This window comes from Flavobacterium bernardetii (assembly GCF_011305415.1).
Classification (GTDB): Bacteria; Bacteroidota; Bacteroidia; order Flavobacteriales; family Flavobacteriaceae; genus Flavobacterium; species Flavobacterium bernardetii.
Genome location: NZ_JAANOQ010000008.1, coordinates 101,673 through 122,547, shown reverse-complemented (window position 1 = coordinate 122,547; position 20,875 = coordinate 101,673). Strand labels below are relative to the sequence as shown.

Here is a 20,875-nt window from a genome sequence, read left to right as displayed (position 1 = left end):
TTTTGAATAAAATTATAAGTTTGAGAAAACTCACATCAAAAATAGTACTATTTTTTCTTTTAGGAATATTTTTTTACTCATGTTCTGAAGTAAGAAAGATTCAAAAGAAACAATTGCTTATTCATGACAACGAAATTATTGTAAATGGCAAATCTTCAAACTCAGAAGGTCTGCACATTCAATTATATCAAAAACCAAATAGTAAATTATTGGGTTTTAAACCGCGTTTACAGATTTATAATTTAAGTAAAAAAAATGCGGACTCTTCCTACAATGCTTGGTTGTTAAAAAAACCAAACCGAATTAAAAGAATGACAAAGCTGTATTCAAAAAAGCAAGTAAATCGTTTGGGAAAATCTTTTTTTGTTTCTGGATATAGTAATTTTTTTAAAGAAATTGGGGAAGCACCTTCTGTTTTAGATACTTCAAGTGTAAGAAAATCGGAAAAAAGATTGTTTAAGTATTATAAAAACAGAGGATTTTTTGATGCAAAAATAACTTCAAAAATCGATTCTTTAAAAAATCAGAAAGTAAAAATTTCTTATGATATTGTTTCAGGTAAACCATATATAATTGATAGTATTTTTAGAAATATCGAATCTACTGTTGTAGATTCGTTATACTATCAAATTTCAAATAGTACATTGATTAAAAGTGGTGAAGCTTTTAATTTAGAAAATATTATTAATGAGAAAAAGCGAATTGCAACTGAATTTAGAAATCGTGGATTGTTTCATTTTCAAGAAAATCACATAAAAATTCCAGATGCAGATACAATTGACAAGCCTAAAAACACATTAAATATTGCTATTAATATTGGAAACAGACTTGTAAAAAAGGGGGATTCTAGTTATACAGAACCTTTTAAATTGTATAAAATTAGTAAAGTCAATATTTTTACTGATAAACAAGTTAAAGAAAAAGCCGTTGGTATTGATAGTGTTTCTTACAGAAAATTTAATTTCTACAGTTCTGGAAAATTAAAATACAAACCAAAAGCATTAACAAATGCGATTTTTATTGAAGAAGGCCAATTGTTTAGTGATAAAGATAAAACTTTAACCACAAGAGCATTGTCTAATTTAAGGGTGTTTTCGTTTCCAAGAATTCAATATGTAGAAGACGCTAGTGGTAACGGATTGATTGCAAATATCGTTTTAACACCATTGAAAAAATACCAATTTAATATTAAAGGTGATTTAACGCACTCCAATATTCAACAATTTGGTATTTCCGGATTTACAGGAATTACTTTTAGAAATTTATTTAAAGGCGCCGAAATTTTAGATTTTTCTATTCGAGGAAATATAGGAACTTCAACCGATCCAAGTATAAAAAATAGTACAAATGCCTTTTTTAATATTTTAGAATATGGTGGAAATGTAAAATTAACTTTCCCTAGAATTTTCTTTCCACTTAATACCAGAAAATTTATTAAAAAAGAATCTTTACCTAGTACAGCCATTACTTTAGGACTTTCGAAACAAACAAATATTGGTTTAGATAAAGAAAATTATAACGGAAGTTTTTATTACGATTGGGGGCTGAACAAAGACGAAACTAAAAAATATAGGTTCGATTTGTTTAATTTGCAATTTGTGAGAAATTTAAATATTGATAATTATTTCAATGTGTATAATTATTCATACGAGACTTTGAATAATTTGGCTCAAATCTATAATACAAACGTAGAGTTTGTAGATGAAAATGGAAACTTAACACTTCCTGGAGCTGCAGAATTTTTAAATCAAGTTTCTTATGGAGGAATTCCAATTAGTAATGAAGATGACTTTAAAACCATCAATACTATTGGAGAAAGAAGAAAAAGACTAATTGAAAATAACTTAATTTTATCATCAAGTTTCTCGTATAATTTAAGTACGAAAAAAGATTTTAATGATATAGAGTTTTATAATATTAAAGCAAAAGTTGAAAGTTCAGGTAATATTTTAAATATAATTGCCAAACAGAAAAATGAGGCTTTCAGTGATAATAACAAAAGAACTTTATTTGGTGTAGAGTATGCACAATATGTAAAAACGGAATTCGAATACATTAAACATTTGCATTTGTATAAAAAGAGTTCTTTAGCTTTTAGGTTCTTTGGAGGAATTGCGGTTCCATACGGGAATTCTAATTCAGTACCGTTTTCACGAAGTTATTTTGCTGGAGGAAGTAATGACAATCGTGGTTGGCAAGCTTATTCATTAGGTCCAGGAGCTAGTAAAAGTGTGAATGATTTCAACGAAGCCAATTTAAAATTCTCTTTAAATTTAGAATACAGATTTAATATTTTTAATAGCTTAAACGGAGCATTATTTACAGATGCAGGTAATATTTGGAATGTTTTTGATAACGTAGAAGATGAAAAACTAAAATTTAAAGGAACTAAATCCATTCAAGAATTTGCTTTAGGTACTGGTTTTGGACTTCGTTATGATTTTGGTTTCTTTGTTGTTCGTGGTGATTTCGGATTCAAAGCCTACAATCCAGCAAAAGAATATTCAGAAAGATGGCTAAAAGATATGAGCTTGTCTAAAACAGTTTTTAATATAGGTATCAATTATCCTTTTTAAAATTAATAAAATTATTACTTTTGTAAATCTAAACAACAACACTTAAATTATTAAATAAAAAAACGCACTATGAGTCATACTATTAAACCAGGAGTAGCTACAGGAGATCAAGTTCAAGAAATTTTTAGATATGCAAAAGAAAAAGGCTTCGCTTTACCTGCAGTTAATGTAACAGGAAATAGCACTGTAAATGGTGTTTTAGAAACAGCAGCAAAATTAAATGCTCCAGTGATTATTCAGTTTTCTAATGGTGGTGGACAATTTAACGCAGGAAAAGGACTTTCTAATGTTGATGAAAAATCAGCTATTTTAGGTTCAATTGCAGGTGCAATTCATGTTCACACTTTGGCAGAAGCTTATGGTGCAACTGTAATTTTACATACTGACCATTGTGCTAAAAAAATATTACCTTGGATTGATGGTTTGTTAGATGCGTCTGAAAAACATTTCGCAGCTACAGGAAAACCATTATATTCTTCTCATATGATTGACTTATCAGAAGAGCCAATTGAAGAAAATATCGAACTTTGTAAACAATATCTAGCTCGTATGAGTAAAATGGGTATGACTTTAGAAATCGAATTAGGTATTACTGGTGGAGAAGAAGATGGTGTAGATAATACAGATGTAGATAGCTCTAAATTATACACACAACCAGAAGAAGTTTCTTATGCATACGAAGAATTAATGAAAATTAGTCCACGTTTCACCATCGCAGCTTCTTTCGGAAATGTTCACGGTGTTTACAAGCCAGGAAATGTGAAATTAACTCCGAAAATCTTAAAAAATTCTCAAGAATTCGTTCAAAATAAATTCAATACAGGTCCAAATCCAGTAGATTTTGTTTTCCACGGTGGTTCTGGTTCAACTTTAGAAGAAATTAGAGAAGCTATTTCTTACGGGGTAATTAAGATGAATATTGATACTGATTTACAATTTGCTTTCACTGAAGGTGCTAGAGATTATATCACAAATAACATCGAATATTTAAAAACTCAAATTGGAAATCCAGAAGGAAGCGAACTTCCAAATAAAAAATATTACGATCCAAGAAAATGGATTCGTGAAGGGGAATTAACTTTTAACAAAAGATTAGAACAGGCTTTCGCCGATTTAAATAACGTGAATACATTATAAGCAGGAAGTTTGAAGTTTGAAGCAGGAAGCTTTTTCCATCTCCAAACTTCAAATCAAAAATTAAAATAAATTAAAAATAGTATGAAATTAGTAGCAACGAAGGCAACTTCTAACTTCTAATTTCCGACTTCTAACTTAATATTATGGCTTGGTTTAAAAGAAAAGAAAAAGGAATTACCACCGCAACTGAAGATAAAAAAGATGTTCCAAAAGGATTGTGGTATAAATCTCCAACAGGAAAAATTGTTGATTCTGATGAATTAGAAAGAAACTTATGGGTGAGTCCAGAAGATGATTATCATGTAAGAATTGGTAGTGCTGAATATTTTCAAATTTTATTCGACGATAACGTATTTGAAGAATTAGATGCGAATTTAACTTCTGTAGATTCATTAAATTTCGTAGATACTAAAAAATATAGCGACCGTTTAAAAGAAGTTTCTGAAAAAACAAAACTAAAAGACGCGGTGAGAACTGCAGTTGGAAAATCAAAAGGTAACGACATCGTTATTTGTTGTATGGATTTTGCTTTTATTGGTGGTTCAATGGGTGCAGTTGTAGGTGAAAAAATTGCTCGTGGAATCAATTATTCTATGAAACATAAATTACCATTTGTAATGATTTCAAAATCGGGTGGTGCTCGTATGATGGAAGCAGCACAATCATTAATGCAATTAGCAAAAACTTCAGCAAAATTAGCACAATTAGCAGAGGCACAATTACCATACATTTCATTATGTACAGATCCAACAACTGGTGGAACTACGGCTTCTTATGCCATGTTAGGAGATATCAATATCGCAGAACCTGGAGCTTTAGTAGCTTTTGCTGGACCACGTGTGGTAAGAGATACAACTGGAAAAGATTTACCTGAAGGTTTTCAAACTTCTGAGTTCTTATTAGACCACGGTTTCTTAGATTTCATTTCGCACAGAAAAGAATTAAAAGACAAAATTAACATGTATGTTGATTTAATCTTAAATCAAGAAATTAGATAAAATATAAAAATCCCGATTTTCAATTGAAAGTCGGGATTTTTTATGCTTAAAGTTTATTGTTTATATGGAGAAAATAATGATTAAAATATAGTAAAAGGAAATTTTTTTTAAACTCTTTTTTGGCTTGTTATTTATAAATTGGATAAATAACATTTATAATAAAGTAAAAGAAAAACAATCTAAAAAAGTAAGTGATACTTTTTTAGATTTAATAATGTTTTTAGGGTTTGTTATCACGTCCTATTATGTCTATTTTATTCTAATTAAACAGTTATAATGCATTTTAAATGTTAAAAAATATTTTTTTAACTTCAATTGAAGATGTTGATTTGATTTTTTATAGTAGCTTTTCTCCTAATTTACCTATAGAAAAAGGAGAATTAGCAATAATTCAATCTAGCGAAACATCAAAAATAAGCAGAAACGAGTTCATTAATTGTGCTTTAGGTGCAATTGGGGCAGATGCTCTAAATTCTTTAGCTTTCTCAGGCGCTTCTAGCTGGTCGATAGGCGCAATGACTACTGCTTTTACTGGTGTTGCAAAAAGATTTCTAGGACCAATAGGAGTTGGTATTGCTGTAATATCTTTTGGTTTGTGTATGAACGAAGCATATCAAAATTAATAATCTAATTCAGAAAGTATGATATATAAATATAGTATTATTTCTTTAATTCTAACAACATTATTTTTAAAAGCAAACCAGATTTATCGGTCGTTTAAAAATGATGAATATATAAAAAAGAAAAATATTTCACTTGATATAGTGATATTGATTTTAATGATAATATTGTCTTTTTTGTTATATAATTCATTGGTTTAGATTGTTATTATATAGTTTTAAAATCTTTAAGTGTTATTTTTAAAAATTTAATTTCAAATAATAGTTTTTGATATTAACATCTTTAATACTAATAATAAAGTTAAATATTTTATTTTATTCATATTTGAGATTCAATGAATTTTTCTAAAAAATAAGAATAATTGAAAAAGATAATATTATTACTACTCTTCTCCAACTTCATTCAAGCACAAACACTTGAAACTATTATAAAAGGAGGAGAACTATTGGTTGCAGGAATTTCAATTTTTAAGAATGAACAGTTTTTAATACTTTACGATCAAATTTTACTTGTAATGCGTTTAAAAGTCTTACTTCAAAGTCTTTGATAATATGGTAAGCCCAAAAATTAGCATAAGCATTCATCATCGAATTAATTTTGTATTTGCATTTGAGAGTTAATTTTGTTTGTCCATTTCCTACTTGTTTTAAATGATAAGAAATAGAACTAAATTGAAAGTAATCATTTTTTAATACATGTTGGTCCATTGGAGTGTTTCTCAATTTCGATTTATCAATATGGATTTTGAAACGAATCATTTTATTCGGCTCCATTTCTTCGATAGATTCTGCCAATATTAATCCGTCAGAAAAATAGCCCATTCTGAATTTTTCATTACCGATAATTTCGATTTTCGATTTTATTGGATAGGGAATACCGATATAACTAAAAAAGCCGCGTTGGTATTCATGTTTTTTAATTTCTGGCACTTCAATAATATTATTCCAAATATAAGTACTGTTGTTGTTTATGATAATATTTGATTCAACATCATGACTAATATCTTGATTTGTAATTAAATTTTCTATTGGAACAAATAAAAAAGGCAGGAATAAAACGGAATATAATTTATTATTGTTTTTTCTCTTAAGAAGCAAGCCAACTAACAAACCAATAATACCAGAAACAAGTAGTAAAGGAGGCAAGATTATTATGCCGCATCCTAAATCTTCTAGTTTAAAAAGGAGTGCATAAACAATGAAAAATAAATTACTGATTATTGGGTAAAGAAAATGTTTCCATCTCGAATTGTCAATCTCATTTTGCGCAATCAGAATTGGTAGAATCCCAACTACCATCGGCACCAATAAAAAAAAGGTAAAGGAGTTGACACTAAAATCAATGGTAATTAAAACACTTTCAAAATGAAATCCATCTAGATACCGAAATAATATGGTATACAATGCACCTAACAAAATTCCGATATATTCTTTTTTTATGATATTCATAAATAGGTTGCTTTTTAAATTATGAAGTAGTAAGTTAAATTATCCCAATAGTTCGAATAGTTCTCATCGAAAGTTTTAAAATTCTCTTCTGTTGGTAAATGATGGTTTTTTGCATAATCAGTATATTCTTGTTGAGTTTTAAAAACTTTGACTTTGTTGGTTTCTAAATTCCAAACAAGGAATACGTCGCTTTTAGTTTTAAAACTATCCCCTACATAAGTTGCTTTGTAACCACAGACATTATTTTCCGTTATAGTAAAATCCCCTAAAGATTCTGGACATCCAATTAGTTCATGTCCTAAGCCGTCATTAGATTCTAAAATCTCTCTTTCGTAACCTAATGGGATTCTGTAAGTGTTAAAAACACCGTTATCTCCCCAATAAGTAAACGAAAATATAAAAATAAATATAGAAATTACAAGACTACTTTTAAACCAATACAGAGTCTTGTTTTCTGCGATTTTAGAAAACTGGTTTTTTGGATAAAAAATATTTAATAAATTAAACAAAAACAAGGAAATGGTTGCATGTACGCTAGTAAGAATTGCCAATTTAACTAAGGAAAATATTAAGTTAAAAAGAAGCGCTATTAATTCCATAATGATTATTAAATGTAAGTAGATTAAGCAGATTTTAATTTTAAAAAAATATTAAAAATCACTTTTAATTATTGTATTGATTGTGTTTTATTAAAATTACGTAAAGTCGGATCTTGTTTTTGTGAGCATGCTAATTTAAAATAAAAAATCCCGATTTTCAATTGAAAATCGGGATTTTTTTATGTAATATATTTAGCTTTTCTTGCTCCCTCTCCTTTGGAGAGGGTTGGGGTGAGGCTTTATATTCCAAAAGCAGTTTTAATATCTGCAACTCTGTCTAATTTTTCCCAAGTGAATAATTCTACCTCAATCGTTTTAATATCACCATTTGGAGATTTAAACGTTTTAGTCACTACTTCATTTTTACGTCCCATGTGTCCGTAAGCTGCAGTTTCACTATAAATTGGAGTTCTTAATTTTAAGTTTTGCTCAATTGCGTAAGGTCTTAAGTCAAACAATTGCGCTACTTTATCAGAAATTTGAGAATCCAATAAACCATTTTTAGCTGTTCCGTAAGTGTTTACATAAATGTTACAAGGTTTTGCAACACCAATAGCATAAGAAACTTGAACTAAAACTTCACTAGCTATACCAGCAGCTACTAGGTTTTTAGCAATATGACGTGCAGCATAAGCGGCACTTCTATCTACTTTACTTGGGTCTTTTCCAGAAAAAGCACCACCACCGTGAGCGCCTTTTCCACCATAAGTATCCACAATAATTTTTCTACCTGTTAATCCAGTATCTCCGTGTGGTCCACCAATTACGAATTTTCCAGTTGGGTTAATGTGGTATTCAATTTTGTCATTAAATAAATGAGCGTATTGAGGATATTTCGCTAAAATTCTAGGAATTAAGATGTCAATAATATCTTTCTTAATTTTTGCTAACATAGAAGTTTCTTCGTCAAAATCATCATGCTGAGTTGAAACTACAATTGAGTCAATTCTAACAGGAATGTTATCGTCGTTATATTCTAATGTTACTTGAGATTTTGCATCAGGACGTAAATAAGTAATAGCTGAATTTTCTCTTCTTAATTCTGCTAATTCTTGTAATAATTTATGAGCTAAGTCTAAAGCTAATGGCATTAAATCAACCGTTTCATTCGTAGCATAACCAAACATAATTCCTTGGTCACCTGCTCCTTGTGCATTTGCTTTTGATTCGAAATCAGTTGCAGCAGCTCTGTCAACACCTCTGTTAATATCATCAGATTGATCATGAATTGCAGATAAAACTCCACAAGAGTTTGCTTCAAACATATATTCGCTTTTTGTGTAACCAATTTTTCTGATTACATCACGTGCAATAGTTTGAACATCTAAATAAGTAGAAGACTTTACTTCACCAGCTAAAATTACTTGTCCAGTTGTTACTAAAGTTTCACAAGCTACTTTTGACGCTGGGTCAAATGCTAAAAAGTTGTCAATTAATGCATCACTAATTTGATCTGCAATTTTGTCTGGATGTCCTTCACTAACAGATTCCGACGTAAATAAATATGCCATAATTATAAAAATAAATTATATAAATAATAAACGAAAAAATTGCAGGTAAATACTAAAGGAGGGTTTCTGCTTTAGCATTTTTTTAACGAGGTTGCAATCAGTTCAAATTTTTCCTCTTTTAATTCTGGTGCAAATGTATGAAATGTATTTGAAATCCAAATAGTTGTTTTAGTTTTTTTTACTAAATAATGTATTTTATCGATTATTATATGTCTTATGTCGATATAATACCGTTTTGTTATTTTGATTCAATAAATTTAGTACTTAATTAAAATCAAACTATTTATGAAAAAAACTTTACTTTTACTTTTGTTGCCATTTTTGGGAATATCTCAAAATCAATTTGCTTTCGGTTTTGATGGAACAACTGCTGCTATGCTATCTGCTGGATGGCAACAAACAAACCAAAGTTCTCCTGCTGGAGCTTCAACATGGTCGAATTCGTCCTTTACTTTGCCATTAGCGAGTGCGATATTTGGAAGTGGAAACACAACTACCCTTCCTATGGGACAAGCTGGAGGTAATAACTCTTTCGCTTTGGTCAATTTTAACAGTACTACCGGTGCGGGAACAATTAGCAATTGGTTGATTACTCCAGACATTACGGTTCAAAATGGTGATATTGTTACGTTTTATTCTCGCAAAGGAACAGATGGGGCAGGTGATTTTCCAGATAGATTAGAATTAAGAATGAGTTCAACAGCAACTGTTTTACCTTCTGGCGGTTCTGCTGGACTTGGTTCGTTTACTACAGTGTGTTTGACTATTAATCCAACTTTAGTAGCTGGATTTGTTTATCCAAAAACTTGGACTCAATATTCATATACTGTTTCTGGATTGGTTTCTGCAACTCCTGTTAAATTTGCGTTTAGATATTTTGTAACTAATGGTGGTCCTTCTGGAGCTAATTCTGATATTATTGGTATAGATACTTTTTCAGTTGATAGGCCTTTAAGTACTGATAGTTTCTTTAAAAATAATTTTTCAGTATATCCAAATCCAGTAAATGATGTGATTAACATATCAAGTTCAAATAATTCTGAAATAACTAAAGTTTCAATTATTGATATAAATGGAAGAGTTGTTAAAGAAATTAATTCCAATGTAACGAGTGTTTCTGTAGGAGATTTAACTGCTGGGATTTATTTCTTAAAAATCAATACTTTAGATGGTGTTGGAACTTCTAAATTTGTAAAAAACTAAGAATACAAATAATTTATAAATTTTAAAATTCGGAATAATGAATTGATGTTCAATTTGTTATTCCGAATTTTTTGTATGTAAATAAAGTTTTTAATGCTAAATTTTAAGTTTTGTAGATAAAAAATCTAAATAACAATTACAAAATAGTAAAATTTAGATAATTTAACTAAAATATTTATTTTATTAGAAAATTATTCTATTTTTGCCTCGTTAAAAAACAACAACATGCAATTAGGGAATAATAAAATGATGAAACATATGATGATGTGGAAAATTTCCGCAGGGTATTCTATTTGTTAAATCTAAATTAATAATATAAATAGACCTCTGCTTTTGTAGAGGTTTTTTTTTGTCTAAACATAAAACACATATAACATGCAACTTGAAACATTATTAGCTAATATAGCACAACATTCCAATTTAGTCGACGCTTACGGTGCGACTCATTTGCCAATTTACAACACAGCAACTTTTGATCAAAAAAGACAATTTCCAAATAATAAAAACTACGATTATTCTAGAACAGATAATCCAACCCGAAACGCTTTAGAAGATATTTTCGCTTTGGCAGAAAACGGCGCAGGTTGCGTTTGTACGAATACGGGTGTTTCGGCTTTAGCTTTATTGTTCGATACGGTTTTAAAATCGGGTGACACCATTTTGGTAGAAAGAGATTGCTACGGCGGAACCTACAGATTGTTAAATATTTTATTAGAGAAATATGAGGTAAAAACCTGTTATGCAGATTTTACGGATTTATCTGAAGTGGAAATTGCTTTGCAACAAAACGAAGTTAAATTAATTTTATGCGAATCACCAACGAATCCAAGTTTGAAAATTGTGGATTTGAAATCGGTAGCTGATTTAAGTAAAAAACACAATACTTTATTTGCAGTAGATAATAGCATGGCCACATTTGCCTCGCAAAAACCTTTAGATTTAGGTGCGGATTTTTCTTTGTTTTCTGCAACAAAATTTATTTCTGGTCATGGAAGTGTTGTGGCTGGAGCGATTGTGGCTAAAACAGAACATTGGTCGGAACGATTGAACTATTTCTCCAATGCACACGGAAGAGCACAAAGTCCTTTTGATGTTTTTTTAGTGTCTTTAGGTTTGCCAACATTAGTGTACAGAATGAAAACACAAGAACAAAGCGCGATTCAACTTTCAGAATTTTTAAATACACTTTCTGATGTTATTGATGTGAAATTTCCTGGATTACCATCGCATCCTCAATATGAATTGGCGAAAAGTCAAATGAAAATTATTCCTTCGGTTTTAACCATCACTTTAAAATCGGTAGAAAAAGCAGAACAATTAATTCAAAACACGAAGTTATTCGGAGAAAAAGTGTCTTTCGGAACATCTGATTCTCGTTTAGAAATCCCTTCAAAAATGAGTCATGCCACGTATTCAGAAGAAGATTTGAAAAAAATCGGATTGACGCATGCAACAGTCAGAATTTCAGTTGGATTGGAAAACATTGACGATTTAATTGCAGATATTCAACAAGCCTTTAAAGTAGAAACGAGTAAATGTGTTTAGTTATGAGTAATGAAGTAATTAGTGACTATTTCTGTGAAATTCCTTGCGGAGAAAATATTCCTTTGTATAATCCACATTCCGTTTCAGTGAGTTTACCAAAAATTCAAGATGTGATTGATTATGAAGAAGGTAAATCGGAAGTGATTGATAAGATGAAATCGGGCTATCCGCGTTTTTTTCAAAATCAGTTTGTGAAACAATTGACGCAATTTATAAGAGAAAAATATCGTATTTCGGATGAAGAAAAACTAATTCCAATTGTTTCTATTCATGCTAAAAATATACTTGAAAGCGTTTTTAATGTTGCTTTAAATTGTATAGAAGACAAGAGTAAAAATGTATTTTTAATTATAGATTCCAATGATAAAAACGCCCAAAAATATACCGATTTTATCCGGAATACTGGATTAATTATTAGTTCCAGAAAAGCTGAAGCAACTTTATATGAATTTAATTTAATTGATTCCATATTTGAAGAAGAAAATGTTTCCGAAGAACAAGCGATTTTCAATATTAAAAACACATTGAGTAAAGCTTACGGAACTTCATCAGAGAAAATTATTTTGTCCAATTGCGGAATGAATGCTTTATTTGCGGCAACTGAAACATTGGTTTCTATCCAAAAAGAATTCGGAAAAACTAAAATTGTACAATTAGGTTGGTTGTATGTCGATACGATGGAAATTATCGAAAGAAATGAATATTCTCACGTTCAAATTAATATTTTCGATTTAGTTCAACTAGAAAATTGGCTTGAAAAAAATCATGAAAATGTAGCTGTTCTTATTACTGAAGTAGTGAGTAATCCGCTTTTGCAATGTGTAGATTTGCCAAGATTGTATGAAATTTGTTCGCGTTTTTCAATTAAATTAATTGTAGATAACACATTAGCAACGCCTTTTTGTGTGGATGTTTTGCCGTATTGTGATTTGGCTGTGGAAAGTTTAACCAAGTTCGCTTGCGGTAATGCCGATTTGCTTTTCGGAGCAATTATAGTAAAAGATGAAAGTTTAATTCCGCTACTTAAAAAAAATGTAATTCCGCCTTTCGAAGGTGAAATCAAAAGGTTAGGTTTTGAAATTTTAGCGTATGAAAATCGAGTTCGTAAAATTTCTGAAAACACGACTTTACTATATAATTTTCTAAAAAAACAACCAAAAGTGCTTGAAATTAAAAGTGTTTTTCATGAAGCTAGTTCCGAGAATTTTTCTAAAATCCAAATCGGAAATAATGTTCCAGGATTATTGTCAGTGGTTTTTGATAAAGATTTAGCCTTTTATTACGACAAATTACAAGTGGCAAAAGGTCCTAGTTTAGGAACAGAATTTACGCTAGCAATGCCATACGTATATCTAGCGCATTATGAGTATTTAAAGTCGGAAATGGGTTTGCATGTGTTGAAGAAATTAGGAATAAATCCGAATTTATTGCGAATTTCTGTTGGTACAGAACCTATTGAAAATATTATCAAAGCTTTCCAATTGGTGTTGGAATAAGTTAAAAAATTAGAATCGAATCTTAAAAAAGAAAAATAATCTATTAAAAGTATATTAATAAATTATATTTTCATTAAAAAGAATAATTAATAACAAAATATAGAAAATTAATCTATAAAAATTGGTTTTAAAGAAAATTAATCTATCTTTGCACCATAAATAATAAGAAAATGATATTTACAGTTTGCAATATGTGTTGTTGTATGGGGAAAATTTCCACAGAGCTGCCTATTGCCTAATTTTAAATTTTTAAAATAGCTAAAAGCCTCTGTTTCGCAGAGGCTTTTTTTATATCCAATACTTAAATAAATACAAAAATAAAATGATTTCAACTTCAATACAAAATACAGTTTCAACTTCAGCTTGTTGTGCGTGCTTTCTTAAAAAGGAGCCGTAACACTGTATTTGTATATATCAAAACACTAGTATGAGCTCCTTCAATTTGAAGGAGCTTTTTTTATTTAAACTAAAATCAAAATGCAAGAAAATTTATTAAAAATAGTAGCAGAAAGTAAAACGTTGGAAGAAAAACTAAAACAAATATCCAATTTAATTCAAGGAAAAATAGTTTTTTCAACGAGTTTCGGAATCGAAGATCAAGTCATTTCTCACGCTATTTATTCACAAAACATTAAAAATATCGAAGTGTTTACATTAGATACAGGCCGACTTTTTCCAGAAACCTATTCCGTTTGGGATAAAACGCAATTGCAATACAATACAAAAATTAAGGCTTACTATCCGAATTCAGAATCCATTGAAAAATATATCAACGAAAACGGAATTAACGCTTTTTATAATTCAGTAGAGTTAAGAAAAGAATGCTGTTCCCTTCGAAAAGTTGAACCTTTAAAACGAGCTTTAGTTGGAGCTTCAATTTGGATTACAGGTTTACGAGCAGAACAATCCAACAATAGAAATTCCGTAAGAGAAATAGAATGGGACGAAGAAAAACAACTTTACAAATTCAATCCTTTATTAAACTGGACAACCGATGAAGTAATCGAATATTTAAAACAAAACGCAGTTCCCTATAATCTTTTACACAATGAAGGATTTGTTAGTATTGGCTGCGCACCTTGTACAAGAGCCATACAACGTGGCGACGATTTCAGAGCCGGCCGCTGGTGGTGGGAAGATCAATCCAAAAAAGAATGTGGATTACATAAATAAAATCAGGTTCAAACAATCTGAAACAAAAATAACTTGAAACTTGAAACAAAAAACAAATGAGTCAAAAACATAATTATCTAGAACAATTAGAAAACGAAGCGATTTATATTCTTCGTGAAACAGCCGCACAATTTGAAAAACCTGCTTTGCTTTTTTCTGGCGGAAAAGATTCAATTGTGTTAGTACATCTTGCACTAAAAGCTTTTCGTCCTGGGAAATTTCCTTTTCCATTAGTTCATATTGATACCGGTCATAATTTTCCAGAAGCCATCGAATTCAGAGATTATTTGGCGAATCAAATTGGTGAAAAACTGATCGTAGCTTCAGTAGAAGACAGCATCAAAAAATACAATTTGAAAGAAACTGCCGGTCGTTTCCCATCAAGAAATGCGTTACAAACTTACGCGCTTTTAGATGCCATCGAAGAAAATGAATTTGATGCCTGCATTGGTGGCGCTCGACGCGATGAAGAAAAAGCCAGAGCAAAAGAACGTATTTTTTCAGTTAGAGATGATTTCGGACAATGGGATCCAAAATTACAACGTCCAGAATTATGGGATATTTTAAACGGAAAAGTGAAAAAAGGTCATAATGTTCGCGTATTCCCAATCAGCAATTGGACAGAATTAGACGTGTGGAACTACATTCAAAAATACAACATCGAGTTACCAAGTTTATATTTTGCTCACGAAAGAGAATGTATTGTCCACCAAGATAAATTGGTGGCGACTTCAAAATTCATCCAACCTTTAGAAAATGATACGGTTGTGGTGGAAAAAGTAAGATACAGAACAGTTGGCGACATGACATGTACAGCAGCAGTTCCTTCCGAAGCGGCAACAATTCAAGATATAATTGACGATATCATTCAAACTAGAGTCAGCGAAAGAGGACAAACTCGATTAGACGATCAATTATCTGAAGCAGCCATGGAAGACAGAAAAAAACAAGGATATTTCTAGTAATGACAACTCGTGAGTTGTCACAATTAATAAAAAACAAAAGAAAATGAACACATTACGATTTATAACAGCAGGAAATGTAGATGACGGTAAAAGCACTTTAATAGGTCGACTTTTATATGATTCCGATAGTATTCACACCGATCAATTGGGCGTTTTGAAGAAACAAACGAAACAAGAAGGTGTAGATATCGATTTATCTCTAATTACAGATGGACTTCGAGCAGAACGCGAACAAGGAATTACAATTGATGTAGCCTATAAATATTTTTCCACTAAGAAAAGAAAATTCATCATCGCCGACGCACCAGGTCATGAACAATATACTAGAAATATGATAACTGGCGCTTCAAATTCCGATTTGATTATCATTTTAGTCGATGCTCGAAAAGGAATTACAGAACAAACAAAACGTCATGCGAGTATTGGTTCGCTAATGGGAATTAAAAAAGCAATTATCGCCATTAATAAAATCGATTTACTAAATTATTCTGAAGCAACTTTCAATCAAATTAAAGTTGATTTCGAGAGTATTAAGTCCGAATTAAATTTCAATGAAATTCATTACATACCAGTAAGTGCTTTGGTTGGCGATAATATTGTAACGAAATCTGAAAACACAGATTGGTACGAAGGAAAAGCTTTGTTAGAAACTTTAGAATCTATTGAAACAGAAACGACAGAAGATTTAGCCTCTCGATTTCAAGTGCAATGGGTAATTCGTCCAAAGGATGAAGCCAATCACGATTATCGCGGCTATGCTGGTTTGGTTTTAAGTGGAAATTATAAAGTGGGCGATACAGTAATTATTTTGCCAGCGAATATGGCAACTAAAATTGTAAAAATTGAGAAGAATTTGGAAAGCATTCAAGTAGCGAAAGCAGGCGATAATATTGTGTTGCATTTTGAAAATAATATTGATATTAGCCGTGGTGATTCTGTCGTTTTATACCATGAATTACCAACAGAATCCACTCAAATTAATTCTTGGATTTCTTGGTTAGACAACACACCATTGCAAGTAGGAAAAACGTATTTGTTGCAACACCGATTTAAAAATGTTCGCGTGAAAATTCAAGAAGTCAACCAAAAATGGAACATCAACGATTGGGAATTTACCAACGAAACGGAAATAAAATTAAATGATATCGCTCAAATTAGGTTGCGTACAAATCAGCCTTTGTTTTATGATGCGTTTGATAAAAATCCGAAATCAGGAAATGCGATTCTAATTGATGAAACTAGTAATAACACGGTTGGCGCCTTAATGTTTTTATAATATGTCATATTCCATTTACATCAGAAATCAGGAAAGAGCGAAAAGCCCAATCAATAAAAGACAAGTCGAAAAATGGGTGGATGAGTTGATTAATTGGCTATTCGATATCAGTCAAGAATATTCTAATTACCGATTTTTTCAGAATAAAGAAAAGTTGATTCAATTAAAGTTGCAAGACATTTTAGCAAAAGTTACGGATGATACGAATCAAGTTTTAGTGAATTCAAATTATTTTTTCGATAGTCTAGAGCAAATTCATTTTGTTCTGATTAACGATCTAGAAACCATCATAAATTTTGATCCAGCCGCAAAATCTAAAGAAGAAGTTTTAATCGCTTATCCAGGTTTTTTTGCCATTACGGCTTACAGAATTGCGAATATTTTTTGGAAACTAGATATTCCCATTATTCCGAGAATTATTACGGAATATGTGCATAGCAGAACTGGAATCGATATTCATCCAGGAGCCGAAATTGGAGAGAATTTTTTCATCGATCACGGAACAGGAATCGTAATCGGAGAAACCACCAAAATTGGAAATAATGTTAAAATTTATCAAGGAGTAACACTCGGAGCTTTGTCCGTTTCAAAAGATAATGCTTCAGCAAAAAGACATCCAACCATTGAAAACAATGTAACAATTTATGCAAATGCTACAATTTTAGGAGGAAATACAACAATCGGAGTAAGTTCAGTAATTGGAGGAAATGTTTGGTTAACACATTCTGTTCCTGAAAATTCTTTGGTATATCATAAAAGTGAAATCGAAATTAAAAAGAAAAGCGAGTTTCCAGAAGCCTTAAATTATGTGATTTAACAAAAATAAAACAAGTAAATAACACAATAAAAATAAAACAAAATGAAGACAAATAATATATTAGAAACCATAGGAAATACACCAGTAGTAAAAATCAATAAACTTTATGGTGCGAATAAAAATGTATGGATTAAATTAGAAAGAACCAATCCAGGCAATAGCATAAAAGACAGAATTGCTTTAGCGATGATTGAAGATGCAGAAGCTAAAAATTTATTAAATCCAAATAGCGTAATTATCGAACCTACTTCAGGAAATACTGGAATTGGATTAGCATTAGTTGCAGCTGTTAAAGGTTATAAAGTGATTCTAGTAATGCCAGAATCGATGAGTGTTGAACGTAGAAAATTAATGGAAATTTACGGAGCAGAATTCGATTTAACACCACGTGAAAAAGGAATGAAAGGCGCCATAGAAAGAGCTGCCGAATTAGTTGCTGAAACACCAAATTCTTGGTCGCCATCACAGTTTAAAAATCCAGCAAATGTAGTTGTTCATCAAAGAACCACAGCGCAAGAAATTTTAAACGATTTTCCAAACGGATTAGATTATATAATTACTGGAGTAGGAACGGGCGGACATATTTCAGGAGTGGCTAAAGTGGTAAAAGCAAAGTTTCCAAATGTAAAAATCATTGCTGTGGAACCAGAATTATCCCCAGTTTTAAGTGGTGGAACTCCAGCTCCACATCCACTACAAGGAATTGGCGCCGGATTTGTTCCAGAAAATTACCACAGCGATTTAATTGATGAGGTCATTCAAGTGTCAAAAGAGGAAGCGTTCGAATACACTAGAAATGTTGCCAAACTAGAAGGAATTTTAGTCGGAATTTCAACGGGTGCTTCATTAGCAGCCGTAGCCAAAAAAGTAGCGTCATTACCAGATGATGCTGTAGTTCTAACCTTTAATTATGATACTGGCGAACGCTATCTTTCTATAGAAGGTTTGTTCTAAAAATCAATAATTTATCGTAGAAATTGTATTTCGATTCGACTCGGAACAGCCCTTTCTACGCCTAATTTTAAAATAATTATGATACAAATTAACAAAAAAGGGAAAGTGATTTTGGCAGGAGCCGGCCCTGGAGATCCCGATTTAATAAGTCTGAAAGCCTTAAAATATTTGCAAACTGCCGATGTGATTTTAACTGACAGATTGGTGTCGCCAATATTAATTGAACAATATGCTCGCAAAGAGGCAGAAGTCATTTACGTGGGAAAACAATGTTCAAAAGGCATTTGGACACCACAAAGCGATATCAATGAACTTATTGTCGAGTTCGCTTTGCAAGGAAAATTGGTACTGCGATTAAAAGGTGGCGATGCGACATTATTTTCAAATGTGTTAGATGAATTGCAAGCGGTTAAAAAACATGAAATTCCTTATGAAATTATTCCTGGAATTTCCGCTGCTTTTGGCGCCGCAGCTTATACTGGAATTCCACTAACCGCAAGAGGTTTTTCAAGAGGTGTCCGATTTTTAACGCTTTACGATTTGGATAAAGTGGGAAGTCATCAATGGCAAGATTGGGCCACAACGGAAGATACATTAGTGTTTTACATGAGCGGACAACGGTTAGATTTCTTAACAAAACAACTGCTAAAACAAGAAATTAGTTTAGAAAAAGGCTTAGCTGTCGTACAACAAGCAACAACACCCAATCAAAAAACAAATGTGTTTTCTTTTGAGGCTATTCAATCTAAATCGTTACCCGAATTTGAATTTGTACCGACCTTATTAATTATAGGAAAAGTGGTGAATTTACACGAACAATATGCATGGTTCACAGAAAAAAATATAGTTGAATCTTATTTCGATAATCATAAAAATAGTTACAAAAATGCTGTCTGAAACAAAACTATCATTATTACAACAATTAGCACAAAATGCTTCAAAAGAAGAAATTATCTGGACAAAAGGCTATTTAACTGGTTTTTTAGATCGAGTGGAATTGTTAGGAGGAACTACTGAAGGCAATACTCTTGCTCCAGTAGCAGTAAAACCTCTAATCATTTATGGAACGGAAACGGGAAATTCTAAAAAAGTAGCTTCTAATTTATTGGCGACTTTCAAAAAGAATAAAATTCAAGCTAAAGCGATTGATGTGTTTCAATATGATGTGGCAAAATTGGAAAAAGAAAGTTTGGTTTTGTTTGTCATGAGCACACAAGGTGAAGGCGAATTTCCTCAAAATGCCATTCCGTTTTACGAAAAATTAAAAGCATCAAATGCGAATTTAAATAAAGTTTCTTTTGCTGTTTTAGGACTTGGAGATTCATCCTATCCGTTGTTTTCTAATGCAGGAATTTTATTAGATGAAGTTTTAGCAGAAAAAGGTGCGAAACGCTTATTACCTTTAGTGAAAGCAGATGTAGATTTTGCTGAAACAGTTTCAATTTGGGAAGCTGATTTACAAAAAGCCTTTCAAAATTTAGGTTCAAATGCAACAAATGAAGTCAAACCAACAAGTGCAACAGTTTCTTCAGCTAAGAAAAATTACTTAGGAAAAATTAGTCATAAAGTGGTACTGAATGATGTAGGTTCGAATAAAGAAACGTATCATATCGAAATTGAATCGGATGAGGAAATTAGTTACGAGCCTGGCGATGCTTTAGGTGTTTTTCCGAAAAATAAAGAAGCAGAAATTCAAGCCATTGCCACGTATTTCGGTGAAGAAAATTATTCAATACTTGCCGATAAAAATATTCGAGGTTTGTCAAAAAAATCACTAGAAGCTTTTTCAAAGTTGTTTGAAATTGAAATTATCGAAGAGAAAGCAAATCTGTTAGATATCATCCAAAAATACAATCCTAAAAAGGTAAAATTAGAAGAAGTAATTGCTTTGCTTTTGCCAATATCTCCTCGATTGTATTCGATTTCTTCGTCTTCGGAAGCGCATGACGGACAAGTACATCTAACCGTAAGTCTGAATAAGTTTAAAGTGAATGATAAGATGAAGTCTGGTTTAGCTTCAGAATTTTTAGCCGATTTTCCTCTCGATGAACAACTGGAATTTTACATTCATAAAAATCAAAATTTCCGATTACCAAAAGAAGAAACAGATATTATAATGATTGGTCCAGGAACAGGAATTGCGCCTTTCAGAAGTTTCTTAGCAGAAAGAGATGTTACGGGAGCCGAAGGTAAAAACTGGTTGTTTTTTGGGGAACAACATTTCGTCTTAGATTTTTATTATCAAACCGAAATCCAAGAATGGCTAACTACAGGTGTACTGACCAAATTAGACACAGCATTTTCAAGAGATCAAGAACGAAAAATTTATGTGCAAGACAGAATTCGAGAAAAAGCAAATGAATTTAATGCTTGGTTAGAAAACGGAGCCAGTATTTACATCTGCGGACAAAAAAATCCAATGAGTCAAGATGTAGAAAATGCCATTGTTGCCGTTATTTCAAAAGAAAGAAATATCTCGGAAGAACAAGCCAAACAAATTTTGGAGGAATTAGAAAATCAAGGAAAATATCAAAAAGACGTATATTAAGTGATTAG

At 31.3% G+C, this 20,875-nt stretch carries 17 protein-coding genes; 14 read left to right on the top strand and 3 right to left on the bottom strand.

Annotated features, from left to right (window positions below):
- Positions 1-2: 2 nt before the first annotated feature.
- The 4 genes from tamL (at position 3) to G6N05_RS13650 (ending at position 5,334) form a co-directional block, all read left to right on the top strand.
- Positions 3-2,576, top strand: coding sequence for a translocation and assembly module lipoprotein TamL (gene tamL / locus G6N05_RS13665; protein WP_449404052.1), 2,574 nt, complete (start codon positions 3-5; stop codon positions 2,574-2,576).
- A 69-nt stretch (positions 2,577-2,645) separates the two neighbouring features.
- Positions 2,646-3,713, top strand: coding sequence for a class II fructose-bisphosphate aldolase (gene fbaA / locus G6N05_RS13660; RefSeq protein ID WP_166130716.1), 1,068 nt, complete (start codon positions 2,646-2,648; stop codon positions 3,711-3,713).
- A 143-nt stretch (positions 3,714-3,856) separates the two neighbouring features.
- Positions 3,857-4,711: an acetyl-CoA carboxylase, carboxyltransferase subunit beta gene (accD, locus tag G6N05_RS13655; protein ID WP_166130713.1), complete on the top strand. Its 855-nt coding sequence runs from the start codon at positions 3,857-3,859 to the stop codon at positions 4,709-4,711.
- 287 nt (positions 4,712-4,998) lie between these two features.
- The gene (locus G6N05_RS13650) at positions 4,999-5,334 is read left to right on the top strand and encodes a hypothetical protein (RefSeq protein ID WP_166130710.1); all 336 of its coding nucleotides are present in this window, start codon (positions 4,999-5,001) and stop codon (positions 5,332-5,334) included.
- A gap of 465 nt (positions 5,335-5,799) precedes the next feature.
- Here G6N05_RS13650 and G6N05_RS13645 read toward each other — a convergent pair whose 3' ends face one another.
- From G6N05_RS13645 to metK, 3 genes are all read right to left on the bottom strand, one after another.
- On the bottom strand, positions 5,800-6,780 hold the full coding sequence (locus G6N05_RS13645; protein WP_166130706.1) for a hypothetical protein: 981 nt from the start codon (positions 6,778-6,780) through the stop codon (positions 5,800-5,802).
- A 14-nt stretch (positions 6,781-6,794) separates the two neighbouring features.
- The gene (locus G6N05_RS13640) at positions 6,795-7,289 is read right to left on the bottom strand and encodes a hypothetical protein (protein ID WP_205729765.1); all 495 of its coding nucleotides are present in this window, start codon (positions 7,287-7,289) and stop codon (positions 6,795-6,797) included.
- Positions 7,290-7,618: 329 nt separating this feature from the next.
- Positions 7,619-8,890 carry a methionine adenosyltransferase gene (gene metK, locus G6N05_RS13635; protein WP_166130699.1) on the bottom strand — a complete coding sequence of 424 codons (1,272 nt, stop codon included), beginning with the start codon at positions 8,888-8,890 and terminating at the stop codon, positions 7,619-7,621.
- A 285-nt stretch (positions 8,891-9,175) separates the two neighbouring features.
- Here metK and G6N05_RS13630 point away from each other — a divergent pair, with 285 nt between their 5' ends.
- The 10 genes from G6N05_RS13630 to G6N05_RS13585 all read left to right on the top strand — a co-directional run bounded on the left by G6N05_RS13630 (position 9,176) and on the right by G6N05_RS13585 (position 20,867).
- Positions 9,176-10,093: a T9SS-dependent choice-of-anchor J family protein gene (locus G6N05_RS13630; RefSeq protein ID WP_166130695.1), complete on the top strand. Its 918-nt coding sequence runs from the start codon at positions 9,176-9,178 to the stop codon at positions 10,091-10,093.
- A gap of 375 nt (positions 10,094-10,468) precedes the next feature.
- Complete coding sequence (locus tag G6N05_RS13625) at positions 10,469-11,638, top strand: trans-sulfuration enzyme family protein (protein WP_166130691.1); 1,170 nt, start codon at positions 10,469-10,471, stop codon at positions 11,636-11,638.
- Between the two features lie 2 nt (positions 11,639-11,640).
- Positions 11,641-13,134 carry a PLP-dependent transferase gene (locus G6N05_RS13620; protein WP_166130688.1) on the top strand — a complete coding sequence of 498 codons (1,494 nt, stop codon included), beginning with the start codon at positions 11,641-11,643 and terminating at the stop codon, positions 13,132-13,134.
- Between the two features lie 477 nt (positions 13,135-13,611).
- Complete coding sequence (locus G6N05_RS13615) at positions 13,612-14,307, top strand: phosphoadenylyl-sulfate reductase (RefSeq protein WP_166130685.1); 696 nt, start codon at positions 13,612-13,614, stop codon at positions 14,305-14,307.
- A 56-nt stretch (positions 14,308-14,363) separates the two neighbouring features.
- The gene (gene cysD, locus G6N05_RS13610; RefSeq protein ID WP_166130682.1) at positions 14,364-15,269 is read left to right on the top strand and encodes a sulfate adenylyltransferase subunit CysD; all 906 of its coding nucleotides are present in this window, start codon (positions 14,364-14,366) and stop codon (positions 15,267-15,269) included.
- Positions 15,270-15,315: 46 nt separating this feature from the next.
- Entirely contained in the window at positions 15,316-16,548 is a 1,233-nt protein-coding gene (locus G6N05_RS13605; RefSeq protein WP_166130679.1) for a sulfate adenylyltransferase subunit 1, read from the top strand.
- Between the two features lies 1 nt (position 16,549).
- Complete coding sequence (epsC, locus tag G6N05_RS13600; protein ID WP_166130676.1) at positions 16,550-17,365, top strand: serine O-acetyltransferase EpsC; 816 nt, start codon at positions 16,550-16,552, stop codon at positions 17,363-17,365.
- Positions 17,366-17,407: 42 nt separating this feature from the next.
- Positions 17,408-18,319 (top strand): cysteine synthase A, encoded by a 912-nt coding sequence (cysK, locus tag G6N05_RS13595; RefSeq protein WP_166130672.1) that lies wholly within the window; start codon positions 17,408-17,410, stop codon positions 18,317-18,319.
- 78 nt (positions 18,320-18,397) lie between these two features.
- Positions 18,398-19,216 carry a uroporphyrinogen-III C-methyltransferase gene (gene cobA / locus G6N05_RS13590; RefSeq protein WP_166130669.1) on the top strand — a complete coding sequence of 273 codons (819 nt, stop codon included), beginning with the start codon at positions 18,398-18,400 and terminating at the stop codon, positions 19,214-19,216.
- Entirely contained in the window at positions 19,206-20,867 is a 1,662-nt protein-coding gene (locus G6N05_RS13585) for a diflavin oxidoreductase (protein ID WP_166130667.1), read from the top strand. Before cobA ends, G6N05_RS13585 begins: the two co-directional genes overlap by 11 nt.
- The last annotated feature ends 8 nt before the right edge of the window (positions 20,868-20,875 follow it).